General features: G+C 37.0%; 1 protein-coding gene. It reads right to left on the bottom strand.

Going from position 1 to position 3,968, the window contains the following annotated elements; genetic code table 11:
- Nucleotides 1-3,968: Rib/alpha-like domain-containing protein (locus tag NMM17_RS09510; protein WP_254754327.1), on the bottom strand; the 3,968-nt coding region annotated here is incomplete at both ends.

Genomic DNA, 3,968 nt, shown 5'->3' with positions numbered 1-3,968 from the left:
CTTTCTTAGGAAGTTTGTCATTTGGTACTTCACCTGAACCATTGTCACCAATTGTTACTGTGATTGTTGTTCCATCTTCTCCTGGGATTTCTACCTTAGTTCCTGGTGGATATGTTGTTCCATCTGGTTTCTTAGGCGTTACAATCGCATTTCCATTTGGTTGTTGAGTAATTTCGATTGTAGGAGTTTGAGTTGTTGGTGTCTTAGGATCTGTTCCATTGTTCTCTTCATCCTTGTCTGGAATTCCATCGTTGTCATCATCTGGATCGGTCACATCTGGAATACCGTCTCCATCTGTATCACGTTGAATTTTAACTGGAACTTTGACTACAACTTCTTCTGTTCCACGCTTCAGTTTAACTGGAATCTCTACTGTACGTTCTTCTTCTTTTGGTCCCCAATCTGTTACTGTTGGTGTTCCTACTAGATTTCCACCGTTATCTACTGTTAAACCATTTACTGGATTATCTACTGTAATCGTTGTGCCTGGTTTGTTTGGTGTTACTACCTTAGTATTTGCTGGTACTGGTGTTTTTTCTGGTACAGTTTTTCCTGTTACTGTTCCTGTTAATCCATTCGCTACTTTTGGATCTGTTCCATTTGTGATTTCTTCCTCATCTGGAATTCCATCGTTGTCATCATCTGGATCTACTTTATCTGGGATACCGTCTCCATCTGTATCGCGTTGAATTGTAACTGGTACATTCACAACAACTTCTTCGTTGCCCTTCTTCACTTTAACTGGGATGATGATCTTACGTTCTTCTTCATCTTTACCCCAGTCTGTAACAGTTGGTGTTCCAGTTAAGTTACCATCGCCATCTACTGTTAAACCATTGACTGGTGTTTCTGTAGTGATTGTTGAGCCTGGTTTGTTTGGTGTTACTACTGTTACTGGTGTAATTGGTGCTTTTTCCGTAACTGGTGCTGGTGGTGTAACCTCAGCTGCCAAAGGTCCATTTGCTGTCCCTCTAGCTACAGGACTCTCAAGAGTAAGATTATTATCAATTCTCTTAGAAACTTTTGCAGTTACTTCTGTTTTATCTGCAACTTCAGCATCAGAAATTGTTACAACTCCTGCAGGTGTTACTGATACTTTATCCGTTGTTTTACCATTTACGGTTGCTGTCCAAGTATTTCCTGATTTTGTAACTATTACAGTTTCTGGTGTAGTCTTACCTGTTGGTACATAAGTAAGGGTAATTGTATCAATATCCTGAGGATTAGTACTATTAGGGCGTGTTGGTGGTGTTATTGTTACACTACCATCCTCATTACCTACTATACTAGGTACTGTTGGTGTTACTGCCAACACTACTTGACGCTTGATTTCTGCAGGTGCAAATGTTGTTCTAGTTGTACTATTTACATCCGTAATAGAATTTTTGCTAGTATCTGGGAATACTGCTGTTGCGTTTCGAGTATATTTCCCTGAGTTATCTAGTGTTGTTCCTGGATCTAATTTATCACCTTGTTTCCATGTCCAGGTCATACCACTTGGTAAATAATTATTTCCACGATCTGCTTTATCTTCACTATCTACAACTTTAAGATATCTATGGGCATCAATGTTTTTACCACTATTGGCTACATTCAATGTTGAAGCTACTGGTACTTTTGCGATACCGTTTTCTAGATTTCTTGTTTCAATATCCACTACACGATATTTGAATTTCAAATCACGACTATCAGTAGCACTACTTCCTTCAACATGTAGAGTTGCTTCATGTTCTCCTAAAGTTTCAGTATTCAATACAGTACCTGAAGATAAACGCGTTGCATATGGAGTTTTTTCAGTTTTACCTGTTTGTGCTGTAAATGTAGAAGCAGTTACTCCTTTTGGAAGTCCTCCCTTAACTTCTACTTTAGAAATCACACCAGAATTATCCCATACTTTTAGTTCTGGGTTAAATGTCGCTCCTCGGTACACAGTAAATATAGGTGTATTGGCATTTTCTGTCAAACGAACACCATTTAACGTTGCTTCTGGTTTTTGAGTATCACGTGGTGTTACATTGAATGTGAAAGTTACTGGCTTAGCTTTATTACCAGCATTGTCACTAGCATTGAAAGTAATCGTATTTGTTTTACCGACATCCTCTTTACTTGTAGTAATAGTAATTTTAGTTACTTTTTCAGTATCAGTAATTTTTACATTAGTATTTGTTGCTTTACCAGACAGAAGTCTGTTACCATATTTTGTAGTGAAATCAGTACCGTCTATTTTAACAACTTTATTATCTTTTGCTGTTAATGTGAATGTTACTGTTTCACCTTCTACTACTGTTTGGTTAGCTGGTGTAATAGCTAATGTTGGAGGTTGTGTATCTGGTGCTTCTAGTACTGTAACTGGTACATTTACATTCTCAGACGATCCATCTGGGTATGTTACTTTCACTACCGCATTCCCAACGTTTCCTGCTTTTGCTGTTGATGGTTTGCTTACAACTGTTAATGTTCCTGGGCCATAATTTTTCACTTTTGCTTTTACTGCATCATCTGAAATCGTTTGACCTTGGTTAACTGTTAGCGTTTCTCCTGTCGGACTGTATTTAGACGCTTGATCTTTTACTGTAATTGTAATTGTTTTTTCAGCCTTATTTCCATTTTTATCATAGGCTTTAATCGTTACTGTACTATCTCCTACAGGTCCTGTCGGTGTTCCAGTAATTTTACCATTCGTAAATGTTAATCCTTGTGGTAATCCAGTTACTTCAATCGGACTGTTTGGACGCATTCCGACTCCACCTGTATTATCTACAGCTGTTACTGGAATATCTACAATTTTTTCATTTTTTGTAACAATTGAATCATTAGCAGTAATTGTAGGTGGAATTGTATCCTTAGGTTTTAAACTAGTTCCTCTAGCACCTACAATATATGATTGATTAGTAGTAGGCCCAGATGTAACAGAAGCAGCAAAAACTCTACCGTATGTGTTAGCTTCATTTTCAGTTACATCATTCTTTAATTTGACTTTTGCATGCATATGAACTGCATAATCTGTACTTTCTTTACGAGCTTCAATACCAAGATTATATGTAACCCCTCCTGTATAATTACCATCTTTCTTTCTAACAATCTCATTTAAAATTGGATCATTAGCATTATTTTTAAATACTTGAGGTTTTTGATTTTCTCGCGCTACTCCCGAGTTTGGATCATAAAAAGTTCTTTTATCTCCATTGAAAATTCGTTGTTTTTGAGTCCAAGGATTAGTTATTTCTGCTGAATTTCCATATTGTTCAAACCCTTGGAATCCATCAGAAAGTCTTGTTCCACCATTTTTACGATATCGAGTAAAACTTAAATCTTTTACTATATTTTCTGGATCCATTATATTAAACGGTGGTTGGAAATAATAGTGTTGCCCATATGACTTATCAGTCATCTTTCTTCCATCATTATTGAAAAATACATCATATACTATCCATTTACCCTCAGAATCCTCTTGGTAAAATGCTTTAATTACAGTTTTATTTTCAGTAAAATCTGGATCATCATTTCTTGTTCCGTTTCCTCCATTGGTACTTGGATCAACAGATGCGTAGTATTTAATATTTTTCAATGCTCCTGAATTAATTTCCGTACCCGCTCTAAATTGTGTTCCTTCTCCCATGCTTTGACCATTACGTGAGTCACGAGCACCTGAAGTCAGACGCAAGCTAGCGTTTTTAACAGAGTTAAACATTCTCTTCACACGTTTTGTCATTTCTTCAACTTCGTTCAGAGAAACTGTTGTATTTTCAAGGACTCCTTGAGCCACCCCTAATAGTTCATTGGCTTTTTCAAGAACTTCTTTGCTTGTCTCATGCTCAGGCACTTCCAAAACAGCTGCCTGCAATTGATCTACAGATACTTTCAAAGAATCTTTTTTAGCTGAAACAGCTTGACTCTCTTCACTTGCGCTTACTTCAGGAGAAGATTGGTTAGCTAGGTTTTCAACTGGTTTCTCAGTTTTATCTACT

The sequence above is a fragment of the Streptococcus sp. CF7_Ac1-12 genome (assembly GCF_024295905.1).
Lineage (GTDB): Bacteria > Bacillota > Bacilli > Lactobacillales > Streptococcaceae > Streptococcus > Streptococcus mitis_AP.
The sequence above is the reverse complement of the archived record's forward strand: the minus strand, read 5'-3'. Positions and strand labels throughout refer to the sequence as shown.